We start from the raw sequence: 22,525 nt of genomic DNA on the forward strand, positions 1-22,525 counted from the left end.
TCGATTGGAATAACTTTTCCTCATGCCCAAAAACCAAACGGAAATCCGGTCCGGAAAAATAACTTCCGGACCGGCTTTTTAATGAAAATCAGTATTGCAGATATCTTCAACCAACATATTCAACGGGATCGTCTTTCCGGTATTCCTCATCAATGATCATAACCGGTTTAATGGTAATTCCGTTTACAGCATCCGAAGCCGCCTTGTTGATATCCTCGAACCTATAATATTTGATCAGCTTGTCAAACGGAAATTTGCCTTGATTGTAGTATTCAACAAGCTTTGGAACAGCCAGTTGGGGCACGACGTTCCCAAGATTCACCCCAAGCAGTTTTCGGGTGCCCAGCACCAATTCCAATAATGGGTTAAAATCTATGTTGTTTTTGGTTACAGCAAGCGGGACAGCCACGCCATTCTTTGATAAAGCCTGTACCGACGCGAGCATGACCTGTGAGACCCCTGTGGTATCAACCGAATAGTTCACACCTTTTCCATTGGTAATCTCCGCAATGCGTTCCTGCAGGTTTTCAGTTTTGCTGTTGATGGTGTGTGTCGCACCAAGTTCCCGGGCCAATTCCAAACGGGAATCAACAATATCGACAGCAATGATTGTGGAGCAGCCTTCAATCTTGGCGGTCATCATTGCTCCGAGCCCTACGGCACCTGTTCCAAAAACGGCAATGGAACTTCCTGTCTCCGGCTTCATCGCACTCGTCACCGTACCAAAACCAGTCATCAGTCCGCAGCCGAGCGGCGCCAGTTTACGCAGATCAGCATTCGGATCTACTTTTATCAGGCTTGCCTCGCTTGTGATTGTATAAGTGGAAAATGACCCTTGGTTAAGAAAATTGCTTACAGGTGTTCCGTCCTTTTTGTAGAATCGGTGAGTGCCGTCCTGATGCTCTCCGCCGGTGATATTCAGCTCACTATAATGATCACAAGTGGATGGCTGTCCGGTTCGGCAGCTTTCGCATACCGTACAATAACCGAATGACATGACAACCTGATCGCCCACTTTAAATCCTTTCACGCCACTTCCGACTTTCTCGATAATCCCTGCTCCTTCATGGCCCAGGACCGCCGGCAACGGAGCCATACTGCCATCTCTTACCCCCTCATCAGATTGGCAGATTCCGCTCGCCACCACCTTTACCACGACTTCATCAGGATGCAGTTCCCCCAAATTGATGATCTCAAATTCATAATCACCGCTTGGATCATTGATTATTGCCACCTTGGTTTCCACGTTCAATGACTCAAATTGACCATCACCGGTTGGATTGTTGATTACTGCTGTTTTTGTTTCCACAGAAACTCCCCCATTCCCAAAAACTATTTGTTTGATCTGGCCGTGCAACAAGCACAAAAAGAGCCTGCCACAGCAGTTACCCACTACAGTGGCAGCCCTTAGATATTGTTAGGAAGGAACTCCTACCCGGACACCGACTACAGACTTGATCTCCAGGTATTCCTCGATACCGAAGACTCCCCATTCGCGGCCGATTCCGGATTGTTTATATCCGCCGAATGAAGCAGAGAAATCAAATGGGGCATCGTTAACGGTGATCAGGCCGGCACGGATGGATGAGGCGACTTTCTCCACCTTCTCTTCGTCTTCACCGACCACATATCCGGCCAATCCATAAACCGTATCGTTCGCGATTTCGATTGCTTCGTCCAGATCGTCATAAGTGATGATCGACATCACCGGCCCGAAAATCTCTTCCTGGGCGATCACCATATCGTTTTTCACGTTCGTAAACACGGTCGGCTTTACATAGTAGCCCTGATCAAGCCCTTCCGGTTTTCCGGTCCCTCCGACCACAAGAGTCGCGCCTTCTTCCAGGCCTTTCTCAATATAACCCTGGACCCGGTTATACTGTTTCTCGGACACGAGCGGACCCATAAAGCTGGTTTCGTTTTGCGGGTCGCCAACCGGGAAGTTCGGCAATACCTCTTTTACTGCTTCGGTGAATTCGTCGAGCTTCGATTTCGGGACAAGCGTCCTTGTGGCTGCGGAGCAGACTTGGCCGGAATTCAGCACAAGGGCGGAAACGGCAATTTTCGCTGCTTTCTTCGTGTCATAGTCATCAAGGATGACCATCGGGGATTTTCCGCCTAATTCCAGTGCGACCTTCTTAATATGTTTCGCAGCATTCTCGGTGATCTTCTGGCCGACCGGCCCGGATCCCGTAAAGGATACAAAGTCGATATCAGGGTGTGAACTGATGCCATTACCGACAACTTCCCCGTTACCGTTTACAAGATTGAATACACCTTTTGGAACACCTGCCGCCTGGAAGATCTCAGCCAGAATGATGGCCGCAAACGGTGTAAGTTCAGACGGCTTCAAAACGACGGCCGATCCTGCCGCAAGAGCACTGGCGATCTTGGTAGAAGCCTGGTTTGTCGGGAAATTCCAGGGTGTGATCAGGCCGGATACACCAATCGCCTCTTTGCGGATCACCTTACCGCCGCGCGTCTCGGTGAACTCAAAGGTTTCCAGCTCTTTTGCTGCCTGGCGATAGTGCGCCAGGCCCAGCGTGTAATGGACTTTTTCACTGATCGAAAGAGGTGCGCCCAATTCTTCGGTGATCACTTCAACAATATCGTCTTTCCGCTTCTCATATTCATCTGCAATCCGGTTCAGCAGGTCGATGCGTTCTTCTTTTGTTGTTCTCGAAAATGCCGGGAATGCTGCACGGGCTGCCGCGACTGCTTTGTCCAGATCTTCTGTTGTTCCGTTACTGATTTGCCCGATCACTTCTTCAGTTGCCGGGTTGAGGACATCAATCGTTTCTGAACCGGTTGAGTCCACCCATTCCCCATTAATAAAATGCTTTAAGTTTGTACGCATATTCCATTCCCCTTCCCATTTCAATTAATAATCATTTGGTGCTTGTCCACAAATCATATTGTAGAATTGTTGTCATCCAACCTATAAACTCAAAATGTCGTTATATACCATAGGATTGAGTAAGAGACTAAGCTTGTAAGAAACGGAGGAAATGCAATGGACCTGGTATTAATTCTTCCATTTCTGGGTGCCGCAGTTGTACTGACCATCATGCCGGGGCCAGATAACCTGTTCACCTTGGCCCAGAGCATCGCCGGCGGGAAACTGGCAGGCATCTGGACAACGCTTGGTCTTTGCACGGGCCTGCTCGTACATATCGCGGCAGCCGTGATCGGCCTGTCTGCTTTGATCTATCAGTCCGCCTTCGCCTTTTCTGTCGTGAAGTACGCGGGAGCCGCTTACTTGCTGTACCTGGCCTATCAGTCATTTAAAGCAAAGGACACAGCCCTGACTCTTGAAAGCGGTACGGCACTGGATTACCGCTCGCTGTACAAAAAAGGGCTGATCATGAACCTGCTGAATCCAAAAGTCTCCCTGTTCTTCCTGGCTCTGCTGCCCCAGTTCATCACAAACGGGACAGGCAATATCCAGCTGCAGATGCTGATACTCGGCCTTGTATTCCTGATTCAGGCGTTTGTCATCTTTTCACTGATCAGCCTTTTTGCCGGCAAAGTCGGTGTGCTGATCCGCAGGAATCCATCGCTTTCAAGAAGGTTGAACCTCATTCAGGGCGGCCTGTTCACGCTAATTGGGCTACGGCTGGCGTTTGGCGAGAAATGACGGCCGACAGGCATTTAACTAACCACACAAAAGCTCGGTATCGTACACTTTAATTTGTTCTCATCACATTTGGAGAGGAGCAACACCTATGCAAACCATCTCAGGTAAAGTGGCACTGATCACCGGTGCCGGTCGCGGAATCGGCCGTGCAACTGCCATTGCTTTCGCAAAGGAAGGCATCCATATCGGCCTGGTCGGCCGCACATCGGAAAACCTTCAGAATGTGGCTGAAGAATTGAAAGCATACGATGTAAAGGTCGCAATTGCCGCGGCAGACATTTCGGACCTTGAATCCGTTACAGCTGCAGTCGAATCGATCCGGGGTGAACTCGGCCCGATCGATATCCTCGTCAACAACGCCGGCATTTCGAAGTTCGGCGGCTTCATGGACCTGACCCCCGAGGAATGGACCAAGATCATCGACGTCAACGTGAAAGGCGTCTACTACACCACACGCGCCGTGCTCCCTGAAATGCTGGAGCGGAACACCGGCGACATCATCAACATCTCCTCCACCGCCGGCCAGAAAGGCGCGCCGGTAACGGGCGCCTATTCTGCTTCCAAAGCAGCAGTCATCGGCATGAGCGAGTCACTGATGCTCGAAGTCCGCAAGAAAAACATCCGTGTGACGACTCTTACACCGAGCACGGTCGCCACGGACATGGCGGTCGAGTTGAACCTGACCGACGGCAATCCGGAGAAAGTCATGCAGCCTGAAGATCTGGCAGAACTGATGGTGGCCCAGCTGAAACTGCATCCTCGTGTCGTCCTGAAACACGCCGGCCTCTGGTCGACAAACCCATAAAACCGAAATGCAGCTGGACTCTCTCATCAAACGGTACTGTTGACTGCTTCCGTAACTGCTTTCAAACGAACGCCCCCTAATTGGTGTGCTGATGACCGGTCGCCGGACATCGCTGTTTTCAGATTATCACGCGTGAACAAATATTCAAACGATTCAATCTACTTTTTACACAATTCTCTCTTATTCGTACCATAGTTGCAGGAATTGGCATCAAAAATCCAACAACAGCAAGACCCCCTCGACAACTGAGAACAGTTGTGAGGGGGTCTTATACTTGCCCATTGGAAGGAGGACAGACTCTTGTTTCATCCAGCCCTAGAGACTGTTCTTGATTACGACTTCCTTCACATTCAGATTCCTGCGGGCCTTGATATTCCCGATGATGATGTCTGCGACATCATCAGGTTCCATCAGGTTTGCAATTTGCTCCTGAGTATAGATGCCATCCCAAAACTCCGATTTCATCCCGCCCATATAGGCTGCAAAAATCCGTACGCGGCTTTCGGCCAATTCCAGATGAAGGCTTTCCGTAAAGCCACGCACACCGAACTTGCTCGCAGAATAAACGGATTCAGTCACTTTCCCGTCAAGGCCGGCAGTCGATACGATATTGGCGATCATGCCCCGATCCCTATTTTTCATCTCCGGCAAAACCGCCTGGGAACAGAAGATCGTCCCTTTCAGATTGATATCGATCATCTGATGGACAGCCGATTCATCCAGGTTCTCCGCAAGGTCGAAAACGCCAATACCGGCATTGTTGATCAGCATATCGACAGGGCCGCAGGTTTCTGCGATGTCACGGAATACCCGGTCGACCTCTTTTTTTGAAGATACGTCCACTTCATGGATTGTATAGTTGCCTGTTAAATCACCAGCCGTCCGCTCCAGCTTTGCTCTTGTACGGCCAAGCAGGCACACATGGCTTCCGGCATCCGAATACTTCTTGGCAAGAGATGCCCCGAGTCCGCTCCCGGCACCTGTGATTACCACAACCGATTCATTCATATGATTCACGTCCTTTAGTGTGTTTCTTCCCTCTCTATTCTACTAGAAGGGGTGGAATTAATCCGTCAAATGAGGAGGCATCCCGATGCACTCAGCCGGAATGCGACATATTTCGTCTCAGATTCACATAAAGTGGATTAAGACAAAAGACGGAGCTAGCGTCTCCTTGTCCACAAAAAGTCTGCGGGAAAGGAGGTTATCAGTGGGTAGGACCTTCCTGAGAATCTCAGTTGTCTACTTTATGATCGGCATTTCCATCGGACTTTATATGTCATTCACCCATCTGTTCGACCTGACGTCGGTCCATGTTCATGTTAACTTATTGGGCTGGATGTCACTTGCACTTGTCGGCATCATCTATCACCTCTATCCGAACCTTGAAACGAATGTTCTTGCCAAGAGCCACTTCTGGCTCCATAACATCGGCTTGCCGGTGATGATGATCGCAATTGCCCTTGCCATCCAAGGCGCCCATCCAATCTTTTTCCCGATTGCCACATTTGGCGGCCTGGCAACACTGATCGGAATTTTCTGCTTCGGATTCAATGTTCTTCTCAATACGCCAAAACGGCAGGCGTAAACAGTCAAAAGAACCTCCTCAGCATTGAGGAGGTTCTTTTGTATGGACTACTACTTCCCTTCCCGCTTCAGCTTGAACGGTGCATAGATAAGAGCGAAGATCAGGAACAGTCCCAAGTAGCCGATCAGGGAATAAAACTTGGACACCAAAGTCGTAAAGCCGACGAAGCTTAAGATAAACCCGATGGCGAGAGTGATGACTGTCGCTGTACGGGCTTTTTTCGTCTCCATCTCGAAAAATCTGGCGACAAACCCGTAGAACATGCCAAGCGCTGTGTTGAAGATCATCCCGAACAGGACGACAGCCATAAAGACTGCCAGGATCGGTGAGATGCCCTCCACTATTTTCAATAACGGAAGATCATAGGACGCCACTGTATCGATCTGGGCGAAGATTGCCAGATGGGAAACGACAATCATGATCCCGATCGCGAGTCCTCCAAGCAGACCGCCAATGCCTGCAATACGAGGATTTTTTTCAGACCCGCCTGTTAAGAGTGCCATCCCCGCCCCTACCGCAATGTTAAAGGACACATAGTTGACTGCAGAGATGAACCAGTTCGGAAACGACTTTTCCTGGCTTTCCGCAATCGGGTTAAGGTCGGCAAACGAAGTGTCCATCGTGGCAAGGCTATATACCGATATGATGCCGATGAAAATCAGGAGAAACGGCGTGATACTAGCGATCACTCCGATCACTTTATCCACTTTGAGCATCATGGCCAGCGTAACGAGAATGGCCATGATCAGGCTGCCGGCAAATACAGGCAGGCCGAATTGCTGATTGACCGTAGAGCCCGCTCCCGCAATCATCACCACTCCGACTCCGAACAGGGTGAAGATGATGATGGCGTCCACGATGATGCCAAGGTAACGCCCGCTGATTTCATAGATGGCTTTTTTATGGGATGTTGCCTTTAGCCGGCTCCCGATATTCGCCAAGACCATTCCGAGGTAGGCAAAAAGCGCTGTTGCCAAAACAGCTCCAAAGATTCCATCAAGCCCGAAGCTGGTGAAGTATTGCAGTACTTCTTGTCCGGATGCAAAACCCGCACCCACGATAACACCGACAAAAGCACCGGCGATTTTTAAAATCCTTAACATGGTGAAATCCCCATTTATCTAGATGTTTTATGTCACTTCCGCGCTGCGGATTTCCTATCTTAAGTGTAACAATTTACACCAACATTCAAATAGTCCGAATTTCTTAATCTGACCGTTCCTTATCAGCCATGGTCATCCTTGAGCCTGGTTGCATATCATTTGAACAGCCGGCCGGATGTTCTCTTGCCATTGACTTGGAGGTATTGGATGACTAATTTTTATTCGTTTCATGGAACGGTCACAGCGATCAGTGATTTTAGTCCCGGCTACAGCCAAGGGTGCAGCCAATTATTTACGCTTGAAAATGAATTGGGATCCATCGTGAATTTCGTGGTGACCCCCTCCACATACTTCACAGATCATGAAATCATCCATGTGGGGGACCGTTTAACAGGTTATTATGATGGGGATTTACCTGCCATTTTAATCTATCCTCCTCAATATCATGCGCTCGTGATGGTCAAGGATCAGCCTGATCAGTTCATTAAAGTGGATCATTTTGACAACCAGCTGGTGAGCAGCGATGGTGAGTTGAAGCTGAATCTGTCCCCTTATACCCATATTATTTTACAGAACGGTCAACTCTTCTCGAGATATCCGGGAAACCGGGACCTGATTGTAGAGTATGGCCCTACAACTCGGAGCATTCCAGCTCAGACCTCTCCATACCGGGTCGTTGTCCTGTGTCTAAACACATAATTGGAAGAACCCCTCTGCTTCGGTACTAAGGGGTTCTTGAAGGTGCAAATAATTGAGAAACATTATCATTTGTTATATAATAGAAGCAGCATATTGATTACGATTAAAGGGGATAAGACCGTGAAAATATACTGGACAAAGATCAATCAGATCATCGATGAAACACCTGAAGTCAAAACTTATATGCTTGACTGCCCGGAAGGCTTTACATGGGAAGAAGGCTCCCACACCCACCTCGCCCTTAAAGGATTCAATGCCGGTGAAAAACCGAACAAAGGCCTCGTTCGCCATATGTCCATCTCGACTTTGCCAAGCGAAGGAACGATCGGAATTACGACACGTATCCGCGAACTTTGCTCCGAGTACAAATCGATTCTGAGAAATCTCAAAGCCGGTGATGAAGTGGCCCTGTTTAAGACGCATTCCAACGTACCGCTTAAACGGGAAAACAAAAACATTTACCTGCTTTCGGCTGGTGTCGGTCTGGCCACTTTCAGGCCGCTGGTGCTTGATTACCTGGATCGGGCGGACAACGTCAACCAAATCCATTCCCTCAACATCGATACATCGAAAAACTTTCTATTCACGGATGTCTTTGAATCCGCTCCTGACAAAAACTTCACGGCACAGTTCGTCAGCCGCCGCGAAGACTACTACGAAGAAGCGAGCAAGCTGGCTTCCGACCATGACGGGATTTTCTACATTGTCGGCAGTGACGAGTTCATTTCGCAGAACATCGAAGTCCTGAATGCCCAAGGAATTAAGCCGGAACAGATCATGCTGGATAAGCGGGAAAAAGGACGCGCTCTGTTTTTCCCGGCTGAATTGTCGGTTTAAACGAATAAAGAACGGGCCTCTCATCATTCAGCGAATGGTTGAGAGGCCCTCTTTGTCATCTGTTCATTTATTCTACAACTTCTAAAGTGACTTCGATATTCCCTCTTGTTGCATTGGAATATGGGCACACCTGGTGGGCTGCTTCCACGAGCTCCTCGGCTGTGGCTTTGTCCACACCTTCCACTTCCACTTTCAGCACGACCGATAGCTTGAATCCTTTGTCTTCATTTTTATGAATCGACACATCTGCCGTTACAGCAGTAGAAGTGACCTCTTTCAGCTTTTTGGTGCGGATGACCACATTTAAGGCGGAGTCAAAGCAGGCTGAATATCCTGCAGCAAATAACTGTTCCGGGTTTGTGCCATGACCGCCCTCGCCCCCGAGTTCTTTCGGTGTTTTCAGATCCAGATCCAATACGTTATCGGACGAAACCACCCGTCCGTGTCTTCCGCCCACCGCTGTAGCACTAGCTGTATATAATGCAGACATCAAATAACCCCGTTCCTTTGATAGTTTCCATGCATTTTACTTCCTGCATGACTTTTAACTACCCGCTCCTTCAGTACGGGAAACGAATTCTTATGTGCAGTCGATCATTCCTTCATGCCGTCTGTTGCGAAAAACACAGAAAAGGCCTTCCACCCTTCAGCGAATGGTTGAGAGGCCTTTGTATTTATTTAAGATCTCTATGGGGATATGACAATAATCGTCCGGACATCTGGCCAGCCTGTCCTGATGTTCATCAGCGCTTCTCACATAGTTTGTCAGGGGCAATACTTCCACAACGATGCGTTCACAATCATCTCTTTCAGTAAGGAATACCCTCGCTTCTTCCAGATGTTGTTCCGTTTCGCTGTAGATGCCTGTTCTGTATTTCTCACCGACATCCTGTCCTTGTTTGTTCAAACTGTACGGATCAATGATTTCGAAGAAATACCCCATTAATTCCCTGATGGATACAACTGCCGGATCAAATCCTGTTTTGACACATTCGGCATAGCCGTCATAGTCGCCATCCAGTGTGTCCGTTGTTCCATTGGCCCTTCCCGCTTCTGTAAACGTAACCCCGGGTAAAGTTTTGATAAAAGCCTGTACTCCCCACAAACAACCGCCTGCGAAATACACGATTTCCATATGACTCTCCCCCTTAACTGCTGTGATACAGATGATTACAGATATTATGGGGAGTTTCAATCCTTTTACATTTTAATTAAGTATCGCTCATAACGTCCTTTTCCATTAAACGATGCTTTATAATGCCAGGATAGACTTTTTGTCTGAGGAAGGGGATCGTTATTCATGAAGAAAATGATGTCTATATTAATGACCAGCTTTTTGGCTGTTGTTTTAGCGGCATGCGGAGGAAATGAAGAAACCAAAGAAGCCGATCAGGAAAATAAAGCAGCAACAGCAGAAACCGATCAGCAGAAACAAATGGAGGACATGCAAAAGAAGTTAGAAGAACAGCATGTCGATGAAAAGGAAACCGTTGCCGTAGTGAACGATCAGGAAATTCTCGGAAGCCAATATAATAACACGATCGCAGCTTTGCAGGGACAAATGCAGCAAATGGGACAAGATCCCACTTCTAAAGAAGCGGCAGAGCAAATAAAAACTCAGACCATTGACAGCCTGGTCGGTCAGACGCTTCTTCTGCAAGAGGCAGATCAAAAAGGCTATCAGGCTTCGGAGTCAGATATCAATAAGAAACTGGACGAAGTAAAAGGCCAATTTAAAACTGAAAAAGAATTCGATGCAGCTCTGGAACAATCGGGCATGGATATGAAAACACTTGAAACTCAAATAGCCGAAGACATCCAGCTTCAGCAGTATGTTGAGAAAGAATTGCCGGCAGGCGAAGTCACCGACGAAGAAATCCAGACAGCCTATGATCAGTTCACGGAACAAGGAAAAAGTGCCGATCAGGAAGTTCCTAAGCTAGAAGAAATGAAGCCACAAATCGAGCAGTCCCTTCAACAGCAAAAACAGCAGGAACAACTCGCTCAGCAGGTTGAAAAGCTGAAGGAAAATGCAAAAATCGATATCAAAATATAAGACTCTACTCATTAAGAGGTCAACCATTTCCGACTGGTTGACCTCTTTTATATTGATGTTTAATGAATCAATGAAGCCCGCAAATTCACGCCATACTCCAAATACCCCTTCAGGCAAGTCAACATGTAGACCCAACCCTCTTTGTTATCCAACATCACACTTATGATATTTTCATCATTTTCATTAAAGCCTTCTTCTGAGATTTCAATGATGCTTTTGGAAGCACCCTGTTCATTCAGGATGATCGTGACCTTATTTCCTTCTTCATTTGCACCCAGTGAAATACGATTTTCTTATTTAGATCAATTTTCGTTATATAGATTTCACCTTGTGCTTCATATTCGTCATATCTGAGTGTGATGACTTTTCCTTCCTCCCACCGTTCAGAACTTGAAGAGAACCAAAAGCCTCCTATTCTTGAAGGGTCGACAAAGGCTTCAAACACTTCACTTACCGGTTTATCAATTTTCATTTTTGTTATGTTGAACATCAGATCCCACCTCCATGATACATGTTGTCCTATTCTAAATTATAGCGATTGTCTCCGGCAAGACAGAGAAGAAAGCCTATTACTTTAAGGTAATAAATGAACGAAGAGTCGATCGCCTTCTCAAGCTTCTTGACCAAGTTTAGACTCAATGGATTTGAAGGATTGAAGCGGAGGGCCCGAGACACCTGCGGGAAAAGCGTTAGCCGAAGACCCCACAGAGCGTAGCTCGAGGAGGCTAAGGCAACGCCCGCGGTAAGCGAGGGTCCGCAGTGGAAATCCGGAGGATTTTCATAAAAGAAAAAACTATAGACAAAGAAGTCATCCCCTCACGTTGTCTACAGTCTGAAACCACCCCAGCTTTAGCTGAGGTGGTTCGCCAGCACTTATGACTTTCTTAACGAAGACAAATAAACCTCTTGTGCTGCTTTCACTCCGGCCCCAGGCTCAAATTGGTATGAAAAGTCTTGTAAGCCGGCTTCCATCAGTGATACGGCTTCGAGGATGTCACTTGGGAAACAATACCCCATATGCCCAAATCTGAAGATTTTCCCTTGAAGAGGACCAAGACCTCCGGCAAAATCGAGGTGATACTTTTTCTTTAAATGCCCTAAGTAGCTTGCGAGATCAAGACCCTCAGGATTACGGATTGCCGTGATGGTCGGTGATGCATTATTATCAGCTGTCAATAAATCGATTGACAGTGCATTCATCGATTTTCTAACCATATTTTTCATCACTTCATGTCGCTCAACGGTTTTCGAGAATCCGCCTTCATCTTCAATCAGATCGCATACAGCTGAAAGCCCCATAATAAGAGAGACTGCAGGAGTATTCGGGGTCATCCCTTTTTCATTCCACTCCCGGTAACTTAAAAGACTTAAATAATACGCCGAAGCATCATTCGACTCGATCACTTTCCAGGCTTTGTCGCTCAATGACAAAAGAGCAAGCCCTGGCGGAAGCATCATCGCTTTTTGTGAACCGGTCACTAAAATATCGATGCCCCATTCGTCCATTTCAGCAGGGGCCCCTCCGATTGCGCTTACACCATCGACGATAAAGAGAGCATCCGAATGTTCGCGTACTGCTTCTCCTAATTGCCCGACAGGATTCAACACTCCTGTTGACGTTTCATTGTACGTAGCAAAGACTGCCTTAATATCGGATAACGGCTTTAAAAAGTCAGCCAACTCTTCTTTCGTACAGGCGTCCCCCCACTCTTTTTGAAGCTTATGTACGTTTAGTCCATACTTTTCACAAATTGAAACGAAGTAATCGCCAAAAGCGCCAACCGTGACGACAACCACTTCATCACCCTGAGAAGCAATATTGACCACAGCGGCTTCCATTGCTGCTGTCCCGCCTGAAGGCAAAAGCAGAATATCCTGCTTTGTTCCGAAAACCGGCTTTACGCGTTCTGTCGTTTCCCGGTAAAGCTTCACAAATTCCTCTGAACGATGGCTGATCATGTTTTGTGCCATTGCCAGTTCTACTTTCTTAGGTATTGGTGTAGGTCCGGGATGTCTCAGTATGTTTGGATACATGTTTTTCTCTCCTTTTTAGAATAGCTTCACTTTTCACCCTTTAACCCTAGCATAATCCTAATCTAAAAAGTAAAAAACAGATGGATTGCGACTTTTCAGGTTCAAATGATTTAAAAAACCGCCCACCAAAAAAGCTTCCCACAAGTTTACTAAACTTATGGGAAGCCTTTATCGTTTTATTGAACCGTTTTTTTAGCCAACTCTTTGATTTTCGAAACAATCGCGTCCCCCATGCTTTCGGTTCCCGCGTTTCCTCCCAGATCAGGTGTCCGTACTTCCCCTTCGGCTACAACTTCTTCGATACCGTCCAGAATGAGTTTGCCAAGTTCCGGATGCCCCAGGTGATCCATCATCAGACTGACGCTCCAAATCTGGGCGATCGGATTGGCAATGCCTTTTCCTGCAATATCCGGGGCAGACCCATGAATGGCCTCAAACATCGATGGATAATTTTTCTCCGGGTTGATGTTTCCTGATGGAGCCAGACCCAGGCCGCCTACCATGGCCGCTCCCAGATCAGTCAAAATATCACCGAACAGATTGCCGCCTACAACAACGTCGAACGTTTCAGGTTTTAAGATAAAGTAAGCAGCCAATGCATCAATATGATAAAGTTCCGTATCAATTTGCGGGTAATCGGCTCCTACTTCTTTTACAATCTCATCCCAAAACGTCATCGTGTGATTGATCGCATTTGATTTCGTTGCAACAGTGAGCCGTTGCTTTGACCGTTGTTCTGCCAGCTTATAGGCATAATGTAGAATCCGCTCACTGCCGAACCGGGTAATGACATTGTTCTGTACCGCCATTTCGTGAGGGGTATTGCTGTGCATCCGCCCGCCCATGCTTGAGTATTCGCCTTCCGTGTTTTCACGGACAACAATAAAGTCCAGGTCCTCATGGTTTTTATAACGCAAATGACTTTCCAGCCCGCGCAGCAACTTGATTGGACGCAGGTTGACGTATTGCTGGAACTCCCGTCTGATTGGCAGGATCAGTTCCCATACTGAGATATGGTCCGGAACAGAAGGGTCTCCAACCGCTCCAAATAAAATCACATCATAGTCTTTCAGAATCTCCAGGCCATTTTCGGGCATCATTCGTCCATGCTTCAAATAATACGCGCAGTTCCAATCAAACTCGTCAAAAGTAAAGCGGATTCCGCCATGGATTTCTTCAACGGTTTTCATCACTTTCAATGATTCCCGAATCACTTCCGGTCCTATTCCATCTCCTGGAATGACCGCAACAGAATAAGTTCTCATTTATTTACCCCCTGCTAGCGCTTGATAGTTTATCTTCTCTTGAGTCGATTTGCTGTCCTTCAATGTCTTGACCCTCATCACTTCGGGCGTTTTTCTTTCCCCACCTGGAGGCAAGAACAGTTCCGGTGATCAGCTGCCACGCCGATGCAAATGCACTCGGCAGTGCCACCAAGGGTGTAAAGTGCACGGAAGCTAAAGCAACACCGAGTCCGGAATTCTGCATGCCTGTCTCAATAGAAACTGCGCGCTGATCCTGGACAGGCAACTTGAACAACTTCGCTGCATAATAGCCCAGCAACAAGCCGAATGCGTTATGAAGCATGACAGAGACAAAGACAAGAACACCTGCAGTAGCAATGTTGTCTCTATTTCCGGCGACGACGGCCATCACAATTATCGTAATTGCCACAATTGATATTAACGGCAATAGCGTTACACCTTTTTCAGTTACACGTGGCAGGTATTTATTCACCAATAGCCCAAGCAAAATAGGAATGATGATTACCTGGAAGATCGACATAAACATCGACACCGGATCAATCGGCATCCATTCACCGGCAAAAATAAGCAGAAGCAATGGGGTCATGACAGGTGCCAGCAAGGTGGAAACACTTGTCATCGTGATCGAAAGCGGCACATTCCCTTTTGCCAGGTACACCATGACATTCGATGCGGTGCCGCCGGGAACACTTCCCAATAAAACCAGTCCTGCCGCTATTTCTGCCGGAAGTTTTAACAGATACGCAATCAAGAATGCGGCTGTCGGCATAATGATAAACTGTGCGCCCAATCCGATTAAGACCGGGATTGGCTTGGTGAGGACAAGTTTAAAATCAGCTGCCTTGAGAGTCAGGCCCATCCCGAACATCACGACGCCAAGCAAAATCGTGACGTATGATCCGAACCCAATAAAAGTATCAGGCATCATAAAAGCAATAATTGAAAAAACAACAATGATCAATGCAAAGTATTTTCCGGCCCAACTGCTGATTCTACCTAATATCTCCATTCAGATCCTCCGTTGCCGAACTTATAGCTGGATTTTGGTTGCGATATTTTTAATTTGAACATAATTCTGGACTGCCAGATGACTTTTCTCCCTGCCGATTCCGCTTTTCTTGTAGCCGCCAAATGGCATCTGCACGCCTCCTGCAGCTCCGTAACTGTTGATGAATACTTGCCCGCTCTTGATCCGCGAGCCCACATAATTCGCAACATCAATATCCTTTGTCCATACGCCGGCGACCAACCCATACTCTGTTGCATTGGCCAGTTCAATTGCTTCATGAATATCACGGAAACGGACGACGCTCAGGACCGGCCCAAAGATTTCTTCCTGGACGAAGAAAGCATCGTGATCGGCAGTCTCCACAATGGTCGGCTGGATGTAGTATCCATTCTCGTACCCTTCTACCTGTGCCGCTTCCCCGCCAATGAGAACATTCGCTTCTTTCTTTACCTGTTCCAGAATCGAAGAGATCCGTTCAAATTGCTTTTTATTGATAATCGGACCAACATCCGCTCCGTTTTCTGGCGGTCCTACAGTCAGTTTCTTGAATGCATCCTGAAGCAGGCCCAGTAATTCATCGGCAATGCTCTCCTCTACCAACAATCGGGATCCCGCGGAACAGGTCTGTCCGGCATTTTGGACAATGGAATTGACAATCGCCGGGACTGCCCGCTTCAGGTCAGCATCCTTGAATACGACGTTCGGCGACTTTCCGCCCAGCTCCAATGTAACCGGCACGACATTTTCTGCCGCTGACTTCATCACAGAGATTCCTGTCGGTACCGAACCGGTAAACGTAATCTGATTGACTCCTGGGTGCGAACTTAGTGCGGCACCAATCTCATGACCGTATCCTGTCACATGCTGGAAGACACCTCTCGGCAGTTTTTCGTGGAACCACTCTGCCAAGAAGTGGGTCGTGAGCGGCGTATCTTCCGAGCTCTTTACGATGACCACATTACCGGTCGCAATCGCTGCCGCCACACTCCGGGAAGTAATCTGTATCGGATAATTCCACGGAACAATGTGCAGGGTTACACCGATCGGTTCAATCACTGTCATGTTAAGGAGGTCTTCCTCAATCGGAATCGTATCGCCGAACACCTTGTCCGCTATGCCTCCATAAAATTCGAAGTAACGTGCTGCGGCCTCTATATCCGCTTCCGCCTGCTTGATCGGCTTTCCTGTATCTTCGGATTCCAGTGCTGCCAATTCTTGTGCATGTTCCCTGATGTGTCTTGCTGTTTCTGTCAGGAATTGACCTCGAACGTAAGGCTTGAAGGCCTTCCACTCCTGGCTTTCCAATGCATTTTTTGCAGCGGTCACCGCCATATCCGCATGTGACTGATCTCCTCTTACAATTTGGGCTGATACCTCTCCTGCTGCAGGGTTGATAATATCGATCCAATTGTCAGCCTCATTGCCTGTCCATTCTCCATTAATCAACATCTTGATTTTCTTCATATTTATCGCTCCTTAAATGCTTCTTCCGCCGTCCACATGAATAACGGAGCCTGTAATCATCTGGGCACCATCTGTTAACAAATGCGTGACCGTAGGGCTGATATCACTTGGCTCGATCAATCTGCCGAGTGGAACACTCTTCGCGAAAACACCTTTATTCATTTCGATTTTTTCATTTTCCTGTGCCGAGAACTTACCCAGCATGGTCGTATCCGCCGGACCGGGGTGGACGACGTTCGCCCTGATATTAAATGGAGCTGTTTCAAGAGCGAGTGCTTTCGTAAATGCTTCGACCGCACCTTTGGACGCTACATAACTTTGCAGCCCCGGGCGTGGCCTTGTCACGGAAACAGACCCTACATTGACAATCGAACCGTGATTTTTTTCCTTCATGTATCTGACAGCCTCTCTGCTCGTCAGAAAAACAGCTGTAGCATTGATATCCATGAGCTTATGCCACTCGGAGACTTCAACGCTTGTAATGGATTTGGCTGCCTGCGCAATTCCGGCAATATTCACCAGACCATCCAGACGCTCAAATTCTCCATAGATCTCTTTAAATACATTGACGATACTCGCTTCATCCAATAGGTCGATGTTTTTCGTTCGGAGATTTTCATCTTCTATTGAAGATAAAGCTTCAGTGTTGATATCCAATCCCACGACAGTGGCACCATTTCTGAGCAAATCCTTAACCACCTGCTGTCCCATTCCTCCGCCCGCTCCGGTAACTGCAATCACTTTTGAGGTAAGTTGACTCAAATTAATACCCTCCCATAATAAAAGAACAAAGATTTTGACAATAAAATATAAAATAAAGTAGTACATCATACATAGTATGTATTAAGCTGAATCGTAACATCTTGCTAAAACTTTGTAAATATTAAATCATTCAACTAGTCAAAATAAATAGTGCTATCGTCTATACTTGAATGGAACTACTTAATTGGGGGACTTTCTGATGCAATTTGAGAAATTAAGATCATCGAGAAAAAAATCAGCAGAAATTGTTGCCATGATCAAAGATAAACTGTTGGACGGCACTTTAAAGAATGGGGATAAGCTGCCTACAGAAACCGAATTGGTTGAGCAGCTGGGGGTCAGCAGAACACCGGTACGTGAAGCGATTAAAATTCTGGAATCCATCGGAGTGATCCAGATCAGGCGCGGAGAGGGCATGTTTATCACCAACAACCCTTCTCATTTTTCGTTGAACCCGCTGATTTTCAGTTTAATCATGCATAGCAACCGAACGGAAAAACTAATTGAATTCAGGCAGCATTTTGAAATCCTGTTGATCAATATGATCCGAACAAACGGGTCAGCCGAAAAAATAAAAAAGATTGAAGAAGTCTACCAAGGTCAGGTCTGGCGCATGAAACCGGATTTAAGCTCAGAGGAGCTTGCCGACATCGACTTGGAGTTCCATTATGCCGTGCTTGAAGCAACGGAAAATGATTTCGTTATTGAAATCGGGAAAACCATCTATGAATTATATAAGCCCAAAATGATCCAATCCAAACAAGCCGATGCGATTAAGTGGACGCTTCAGACGCATCGTGCCTACCTTGATCTCCTCCTTCGAAAAGACGCAGTCGTCAATGAAGAGCAGATCAACAAGATGATTTTCAATAACCGGACGTGGCTGGAAGAATTAAAAGGAAATGATTAACCCCTATTATCAATGAAAAAAAGGCCTCTCATCAAAAACTGATGAGAGACCTTTTCTAATAGAGCGAGCTTACATCATGCCGCCCATGCCGCCCATGTCAGGCATGCCGCCGCCTGCTGCTGCAGGTTCCGGGATGTCTGCCACGACTGCTTCCGTTGTAAGGAAGAGTGCTGCGACGGATGCTGCGTTCTGGAGTGCGGAACGCGTCACCTTCGTCGGGTCGACGATGCCGGCTTCGGTCATGTTGACCCATGTGCCGTCTGCAGCGTTGAAGCCTGTTCCGACTTCTTCGCGCTTCAGGCGGTCAACGACGATGGAGCCTTCGAGGCCTGCGTTGTTCGCAATCTGGCGGACCGGCTCTTCAAGCGCGCGGAGGACGATCTTGACGCCTGTTGCCACGTCGCCTTCAGCGCCTTCCTGGAGCTCAGCCACTTTGTTGTAGACGTTGACGAGTGCCGTACCGCCGCCGGAGACGATGCCTTCTTCGACCGCTGCGCGTGTCGCGTTCAGGGCGTCTTCGATGCGGAGCTTGCGCTCTTTCAGCTCGGTTTCCGTAGCTGCGCCGACCTTGATGACGGCTACGCCGCCTGCGAGTTTCGCAAGGCGCTCCTGGAGCTTTTCCTTGTCGAACTCGGAAGTCGTCTCTTCGAGCTGTGCACGGATCTGGTTGACGCGTGCTTCGATGTCCGATGCGTCCCCTGCACCTTCGACGACAGTCGTGTTGTCTTTTGTGACGACGACTTTCGCAGCGCGGCCGAGTTGTGTTACGTCAGCCGACTTCAGGTCGAGGCCGAGGTCTTCTGTGATCACCTGGCCGCCTGTGAGGATCGCGATGTCTTCAAGCATGGCCTTGCGGCGGTCGCCGAAGCCAGGTGCCTTGACTGCAACTGCGTTGAACGTGCCGCGCAGCTTGTTGACGACGAGTGTCGCAAGTGCTTCGCCTTCCACGTCTTCTGAAATGATGAGGAGCGGCTTGCCCTGCTGGACAACCTGCTCAAGCACAGGCAGGACTTCCTGGATGTTGGAGATTTTCTTGTCCGTGATCAGGATGTACGGGTTCTCAAGAACCGCTTCCATCTTGTCGGAATCAGAGATCATGTAAGGGGACGCATAACCGCGGTCAAACTGCATTCCTTCCACGACATCGAGTTCCGTCGAGAAGCCTTTGGACTCTTCGATTGTGATGACGCCGTCGTTGCCGACACGCTCCATCGCTTCTGCAATCAGTTCGCCGACTTCATCGTCACCGGAAGAAATCGCTGCAACCTGTGCGATCGATTCCTTGCCTTCGATCTCAGTGGAAATGTTCTTCAGTTCCACGACAGCCGACTCAACCGCTTTTTCGATACCCTTGCGGATGCCGACAGGGTTTGCACCAGCTGTAACGTTCTTGAGGCCTTCACGGATCATTGCCTGAGCAAGAACCGTAGCTGTTGTCGTACCGTCACCTGCGATGTCGTTTGTCTTTGAAGCAACTTCAGAGACGAGCTTCGCGCCCATGTTTTCATACGGATCTTCGAGTTCGATCTCTTTAGCAATCGTCACGCCGTCGTTTGTGATGAGCGGCGAGCCGAATTTCTTTTCGAGTACTACGTTGCGGCCTTTAGGCCCGAGTGTAACTTTCACTGCGTCAGCCAGCTTGTCGACGCCTTTGAGCATCAGGCTGCGCGCATCTTCGTTGAATTTGATTTCCTTTGCCATCAGATAAGTCCCTCCTGAAATCGTTCTTGTTTATTAAAGAGTGTCATCAAGCCCGGCAATCAGCCGAGGATGGCCAGTACGTCGTTTTCACGGAGAATCAGGTATTCTTCCCCGCCATATTTCACTTCAGTGCCGGCATATTTTGAGAAGATGATCCGGTCGCCTTCTTTTACTTCGAGTTCGACTTTCGTACCGTTATCGAGATAACGGCCGGTGCCGACTGCGATGACTTTGCCTTCCTGAGGCTTTTCTTTCGCGGAGTCCGGAAGTACAATTCCGCTCGAAGTCGTTTCTTCAGCTTCGATCAATTCGATGATGATTCGATCGCCCAGTGGTTTCAACACGTGAAACACCCTCCTCAATCTGATGTCGTTATTTGTCGTTTGTTAGCACTCATCGTTAGGGAGTGCTAACACAGTTATTATCATAATGAATCCCCTTCCATTTTGCAAGCAGAAAGCCGAAAAGTTTCCGCTTTGAACTTTGGCTTCATTCCCTCTACAATCGAGGGAGAAGGCTTACGCTTCAGGAAAGGAATCTTCATGTGAAAAAATCAAACACTTCCCTCTGGATTTTCATCATCTATATCATTGCCCAACTGTCCGCAATCGTCGGATTGCCAATCGTGATGCCGTTCGTATCAGACGGCCGGACCCCTCAGGAGGCCTATCTTGCCGCTTCCGGCTGGTGGATGTTCATTGCATTCGGCATCACCACCTTTGCGGCACTGTATCTCTCAAGTAAGGACAAGCAGTACTTCAAGACACCGAAAGGCAAACGCTCCCCCGTCTTGGCAGCCATCGTCCTCGGAATCGCAGGATTCTTCATGGTGCTGTTCGGCCAGGGGGCTGCCGGTTATATTGAGCAGCAGCTGGGCATCGAACCGGGGTCTGATAATACGGCGGCGCTCGTATCCGTGGCCGATATGGCGCCGGTCGCCATCATCGCGGTCGTGCTGTTCGCACCGATCCTGGAAGAGTTCATCTTCCGCCGGATCATCTTCGGCGGGCTTGTCGATCGGACGAACTTCTTTGTCGCCGCGGCGGTCAGCTCACTTGTGTTTGCGGCCGTGCATATGGACTTCACCCATATCCTGCTGTATGCAGCATCCGGCTTTATCTTCGCGTTCCTCTACCATGTGACAAAGCGGCTGATCACATCGATCATCGCACATATGTTGCTGAACGGATTTGTCATGGCTGTCCAGCTGAATATGGATAAGATCCAGGAGTTCATCGATCAGATGGAACGCATTTCGAATATGCAATAATCATTAAGGGGTTGTCCAATAAGTCATTAATAAAAACAGCAAACGGCACGGACTCTGGTCGCTTACCACGGGCCGGCGCCGAGCCCCGCGTGAAGCGGGTCTCGACAGCCCGGCTTTTCCCGCAGGTGTCTCCCGGCGTCCGTGCCGTTTGCTATCTCATGTGCTGAATCCGACTTTTCGGACAGCCCCGCTTGTTATGCGGAAGATTCGGACAGGGGCTGAATGCCAGCAATTTTCCGCTATTTCTTCCGGTCATATTCCCAATCGAAATCCCCCTAAGCTTTCCAAAACAAAAAAACGCCTCATGCGGTCAATCCGCATTGAGGCGTTCTTGCTGTTCCCGAAGGATGCGTTCACGTTCCGCTTCCCGTTCTTCTTCCAGGCGCTTTTCCTCGCCTTTCAGATACTTCCGATAGCCCACTCGCGAGATGCCGACGCTGACTTCATACAGGACGATGAGCGGCAACGTTGTGAAGAGGTGCGAGAACAGGTCGGGCGGTGTGATAAATGCTGCAATCACAAACAGCACGAAATAACTGTACTTCCGGAACTTCACGAGTGTCGCCGGATTCAGAATGCCGAGACGTGATAAAAACAGCAGCACGACCGGCAACTGGAAGATGATCCCGAACGGCACTGTGATCTGGAACAGGAAGTTGAAGTATTCGTTGATCCCGATCGTCTGCTGGATGTCCAATGTATCCGACAGACTTGTCATAAATGAAATGACATACGGGAAAAGAACGAAATATGAAAAGCTGATTCCGGCCAGGAACAGTACAAAGGCGAACGGGATATAACTGAGTGTCACCCGCCGCTCCGTCTCCGACAGCCCAGGGGCGATAAATGCCCAAAGCTGGTAAAGGATGACGGGCGAGATCAGTACCACTCCGACGAACACGATGACTTTCAGATAAATGATCATCGGGTCGGCCACGTTAAAGGCGTTCAGTGTGAACTGTTCGGCCTCATCGCTGTTCTGCAGAAACTGGATGACCGGAGGGGCCAGGAAGAATCCTGCCGCTACGGCAAAAATGAAGAAAACGACGATGATCATCAGCCGTTTTCTCAATTCTTCTATATGCTCAATAATCGAAAGTTGCTTATCATTCATAACGATAACGTCCTAACGGGGCGCCATCACTTGGCGTCTTTCTGTTCGACAGCGTCTTTCTGCTCGGCAGCTTTTTTCGTGCTGTCGTCGTCGTCGTCCACAAGGCCTTTTGTCGCGTTCTTGAATTCGCGCAGCGATGAACCGACTGCTTTGCCGAATTCAGGAAGCTTCTTTGGCCCGAAGATGATGAGTGCGACGATGGCGATGATGATCAGACTCATTGGACCTGGTGACATGACGGCACCTCCCTTGTTAATACATTAATTCTACA

The 22,525-nt window shown here is 48.3% G+C and carries 24 protein-coding genes; 8 read left to right on the top strand and 16 right to left on the bottom strand.

The genetic code is table 11. From position 1 onward, the window contains the following. Window positions 1–106: 106 nt before the first annotated feature. The gene (locus AC6CHQ_RS11570) at window positions 107–1,309 is read right to left on the bottom strand and encodes an NAD(P)-dependent alcohol dehydrogenase (RefSeq protein WP_251239945.1); all 1,203 of its coding nucleotides are present in this window, start codon (window positions 1,307–1,309) and stop codon (window positions 107–109) included. Window positions 1,310–1,417: 108 nt separating this feature from the next. Continuing rightward, the gene (locus AC6CHQ_RS11575) at window positions 1,418–2,857 is read right to left on the bottom strand and encodes an aldehyde dehydrogenase family protein (protein ID WP_498081597.1); all 1,440 of its coding nucleotides are present in this window, start codon (window positions 2,855–2,857) and stop codon (window positions 1,418–1,420) included. A gap of 156 nt (window positions 2,858–3,013) precedes the next feature. On the opposite strand from AC6CHQ_RS11575, the gene AC6CHQ_RS11580 reads away from it, so the two are divergent. Both AC6CHQ_RS11580 and AC6CHQ_RS11585 read left to right on the top strand, forming a co-directional pair. Beyond that, a complete protein-coding gene (locus AC6CHQ_RS11580) occupies window positions 3,014–3,637 on the top strand; it encodes a LysE family translocator (RefSeq protein ID WP_251239947.1) in 624 nt (207 codons plus the stop codon). An 88-nt stretch (window positions 3,638–3,725) separates the two neighbouring features. After that, window positions 3,726–4,442, top strand: a complete 717-nt coding sequence (locus AC6CHQ_RS11585) for a 3-ketoacyl-ACP reductase (RefSeq protein ID WP_251239948.1) — start codon at window positions 3,726–3,728, stop codon at window positions 4,440–4,442. 315 nt (window positions 4,443–4,757) lie between these two features. Here the strand turns inward: AC6CHQ_RS11585 and AC6CHQ_RS11590 are convergent, their stop codons facing one another. Continuing rightward, window positions 4,758–5,450 carry an SDR family oxidoreductase gene (locus AC6CHQ_RS11590; protein ID WP_251239949.1) on the bottom strand — a complete coding sequence of 231 codons (693 nt, stop codon included), beginning with the start codon at window positions 5,448–5,450 and terminating at the stop codon, window positions 4,758–4,760. A gap of 202 nt (window positions 5,451–5,652) precedes the next feature. Between AC6CHQ_RS11590 and AC6CHQ_RS11595 the strand changes: the two genes are divergently transcribed. Continuing rightward, window positions 5,653–6,030 carry a DUF2871 family protein gene (locus AC6CHQ_RS11595; protein WP_251239950.1) on the top strand — a complete coding sequence of 126 codons (378 nt, stop codon included), beginning with the start codon at window positions 5,653–5,655 and terminating at the stop codon, window positions 6,028–6,030. A 50-nt stretch (window positions 6,031–6,080) separates the two neighbouring features. Here the strand turns inward: AC6CHQ_RS11595 and AC6CHQ_RS11600 are convergent, their stop codons facing one another. Continuing rightward, on the bottom strand, window positions 6,081–7,133 hold the full coding sequence (locus AC6CHQ_RS11600) for a YkvI family membrane protein (RefSeq protein WP_424237802.1): 1,053 nt from the start codon (window positions 7,131–7,133) through the stop codon (window positions 6,081–6,083). Between the two features lie 207 nt (window positions 7,134–7,340). Here AC6CHQ_RS11600 and AC6CHQ_RS11605 point away from each other — a divergent pair, with 207 nt between their 5' ends. Both AC6CHQ_RS11605 and AC6CHQ_RS11610 read left to right on the top strand, forming a co-directional pair. Next, window positions 7,341–7,832: a hypothetical protein gene (locus AC6CHQ_RS11605; RefSeq protein ID WP_251239952.1), complete on the top strand. Its 492-nt coding sequence runs from the start codon at window positions 7,341–7,343 to the stop codon at window positions 7,830–7,832. Between the two features lie 120 nt (window positions 7,833–7,952). Further along, window positions 7,953–8,669 (top strand): dihydropteridine reductase, encoded by a 717-nt coding sequence (locus AC6CHQ_RS11610; RefSeq protein ID WP_251239953.1) that lies wholly within the window; start codon window positions 7,953–7,955, stop codon window positions 8,667–8,669. Window positions 8,670–8,736: 67 nt separating this feature from the next. Here AC6CHQ_RS11610 and AC6CHQ_RS11615 read toward each other — a convergent pair whose 3' ends face one another. Together AC6CHQ_RS11615 and AC6CHQ_RS11620 are read right to left on the bottom strand one after the other, a co-directional pair. After that, entirely contained in the window at window positions 8,737–9,159 is a 423-nt protein-coding gene (locus AC6CHQ_RS11615) for an organic hydroperoxide resistance protein (protein ID WP_251239954.1), read from the bottom strand. 156 nt (window positions 9,160–9,315) lie between these two features. Continuing rightward, window positions 9,316–9,804 carry a peptide-methionine (S)-S-oxide reductase gene (locus AC6CHQ_RS11620; protein ID WP_251239955.1) on the bottom strand — a complete coding sequence of 163 codons (489 nt, stop codon included), beginning with the start codon at window positions 9,802–9,804 and terminating at the stop codon, window positions 9,316–9,318. Between the two features lie 165 nt (window positions 9,805–9,969). On the opposite strand from AC6CHQ_RS11620, the gene AC6CHQ_RS11625 reads away from it, so the two are divergent. After that, window positions 9,970–10,725, top strand: a complete 756-nt coding sequence (locus AC6CHQ_RS11625; protein WP_251239956.1) for a SurA N-terminal domain-containing protein — start codon at window positions 9,970–9,972, stop codon at window positions 10,723–10,725. Between the two features lie 235 nt (window positions 10,726–10,960). Here the strand turns inward: AC6CHQ_RS11625 and AC6CHQ_RS11630 are convergent, their stop codons facing one another. The 6 genes from AC6CHQ_RS11630 to AC6CHQ_RS11655 form a co-directional block, all read right to left on the bottom strand. Beyond that, window positions 10,961–11,215: an SRPBCC domain-containing protein gene (locus tag AC6CHQ_RS11630; protein WP_432803573.1), complete on the bottom strand. Its 255-nt coding sequence runs from the start codon at window positions 11,213–11,215 to the stop codon at window positions 10,961–10,963. A 383-nt stretch (window positions 11,216–11,598) separates the two neighbouring features. Next, window positions 11,599–12,759 carry a pyridoxal-phosphate-dependent aminotransferase family protein gene (locus AC6CHQ_RS11635; protein WP_498081598.1) on the bottom strand — a complete coding sequence of 387 codons (1,161 nt, stop codon included), beginning with the start codon at window positions 12,757–12,759 and terminating at the stop codon, window positions 11,599–11,601. A 176-nt stretch (window positions 12,760–12,935) separates the two neighbouring features. After that, window positions 12,936–14,024 carry a tartrate dehydrogenase gene (locus AC6CHQ_RS11640; RefSeq protein ID WP_251239958.1) on the bottom strand — a complete coding sequence of 363 codons (1,089 nt, stop codon included), beginning with the start codon at window positions 14,022–14,024 and terminating at the stop codon, window positions 12,936–12,938. A 4-nt stretch (window positions 14,025–14,028) separates the two neighbouring features. After that, window positions 14,029–15,033 (bottom strand): bile acid:sodium symporter family protein, encoded by a 1,005-nt coding sequence (locus AC6CHQ_RS11645; protein WP_251239959.1) that lies wholly within the window; start codon window positions 15,031–15,033, stop codon window positions 14,029–14,031. 21 nt (window positions 15,034–15,054) lie between these two features. After that, window positions 15,055–16,497, bottom strand: a complete 1,443-nt coding sequence (locus AC6CHQ_RS11650; protein ID WP_092056104.1) for an aldehyde dehydrogenase family protein — start codon at window positions 16,495–16,497, stop codon at window positions 15,055–15,057. A gap of 12 nt (window positions 16,498–16,509) precedes the next feature. After that, a complete protein-coding gene (locus AC6CHQ_RS11655; protein WP_251239961.1) occupies window positions 16,510–17,259 on the bottom strand; it encodes an SDR family NAD(P)-dependent oxidoreductase in 750 nt (249 codons plus the stop codon). A gap of 199 nt (window positions 17,260–17,458) precedes the next feature. On the opposite strand from AC6CHQ_RS11655, the gene AC6CHQ_RS11660 reads away from it, so the two are divergent. After that, a complete protein-coding gene (locus AC6CHQ_RS11660; RefSeq protein WP_092056113.1) occupies window positions 17,459–18,169 on the top strand; it encodes a FadR/GntR family transcriptional regulator in 711 nt (236 codons plus the stop codon). Between the two features lie 69 nt (window positions 18,170–18,238). Here AC6CHQ_RS11660 and groL read toward each other — a convergent pair whose 3' ends face one another. After that, window positions 18,239–19,870 carry a chaperonin GroEL gene (gene groL / locus AC6CHQ_RS11665; RefSeq protein ID WP_092056114.1) on the bottom strand — a complete coding sequence of 544 codons (1,632 nt, stop codon included), beginning with the start codon at window positions 19,868–19,870 and terminating at the stop codon, window positions 18,239–18,241. Between the two features lie 59 nt (window positions 19,871–19,929). Continuing rightward, window positions 19,930–20,214 carry a co-chaperone GroES gene (gene groES, locus AC6CHQ_RS11670; protein ID WP_092056117.1) on the bottom strand — a complete coding sequence of 95 codons (285 nt, stop codon included), beginning with the start codon at window positions 20,212–20,214 and terminating at the stop codon, window positions 19,930–19,932. A gap of 200 nt (window positions 20,215–20,414) precedes the next feature. On the opposite strand from groES, the gene AC6CHQ_RS11675 reads away from it, so the two are divergent. Then, window positions 20,415–21,140 (top strand): CPBP family intramembrane glutamic endopeptidase, encoded by a 726-nt coding sequence (locus AC6CHQ_RS11675; RefSeq protein ID WP_092056119.1) that lies wholly within the window; start codon window positions 20,415–20,417, stop codon window positions 21,138–21,140. A 310-nt stretch (window positions 21,141–21,450) separates the two neighbouring features. Here the strand turns inward: AC6CHQ_RS11675 and tatC are convergent, their stop codons facing one another. Both tatC and tatA read right to left on the bottom strand, forming a co-directional pair. Further along, on the bottom strand, window positions 21,451–22,254 hold the full coding sequence (gene tatC / locus AC6CHQ_RS11680) for a twin-arginine translocase subunit TatC (protein WP_092056120.1): 804 nt from the start codon (window positions 22,252–22,254) through the stop codon (window positions 21,451–21,453). 26 nt (window positions 22,255–22,280) lie between these two features. Then, window positions 22,281–22,490 carry a twin-arginine translocase TatA/TatE family subunit gene (tatA, locus tag AC6CHQ_RS11685; protein WP_251239962.1) on the bottom strand — a complete coding sequence of 70 codons (210 nt, stop codon included), beginning with the start codon at window positions 22,488–22,490 and terminating at the stop codon, window positions 22,281–22,283. Between the last annotated feature and the right edge of the window lie 35 nt (window positions 22,491–22,525).

This window comes from Bhargavaea sp. GQ12 (assembly GCF_059758705.1).